The organism is Macrococcus bovicus (assembly GCF_004359575.1).
Taxonomy (GTDB): Bacteria; Bacillota; Bacilli; order Staphylococcales; family Staphylococcaceae; genus Macrococcus; species Macrococcus bovicus.
Genome location: NZ_SCWF01000039.1, coordinates 1 through 400, shown reverse-complemented (window position 1 = coordinate 400; position 400 = coordinate 1). Strand labels below are relative to the sequence as shown.

Below are 400 nucleotides of genomic sequence, written 5' to 3'. Positions count from 1 at the left end.
TTTCTGCTAAGGTTTAGCGCGTATCGACTTCGCAGATTTTCTGGAGCGTTCATGCAATTTCTCAAGAAAAACAAGCCCCTGTTCGGCATCGTTACACTGGCCCTGGCATGTGCCACCGCCCAGGCGCAGCCCACTCAGGGCGGGGTGCCTGCATTACGGTATTGGCGACCACTCTCAGCGCGTCCCGCTGAACTACGAAACTCCCACGCTCTGGAGCCACCAGTTCGGCGGAAATTGGGGCCGCCTGGACCTGACCCCCGAACTGGGCGCGTCGTACTGGTGGGCCGACGGCTCGCGCTCGCCCGGCCACGTGTGGCAGGCCAGCGCCATTCCGATGTTCCGCTGGTGGACCGGCGAGCGCTTCTACATCGAGGCCGGCATCGGCGCCACGGTTTTCAGC

1 protein-coding gene is annotated in these 400 nt (G+C 63.0%); it reads left to right on the top strand.

The genetic code is table 11. From position 1 onward, the window contains the following. Positions 1-109: 109 nt before the first annotated feature. Positions 110-400: porin family protein (locus ERX55_RS11320; RefSeq protein WP_208001539.1), on the top strand; the 291-nt coding region annotated here is incomplete at its 3' end.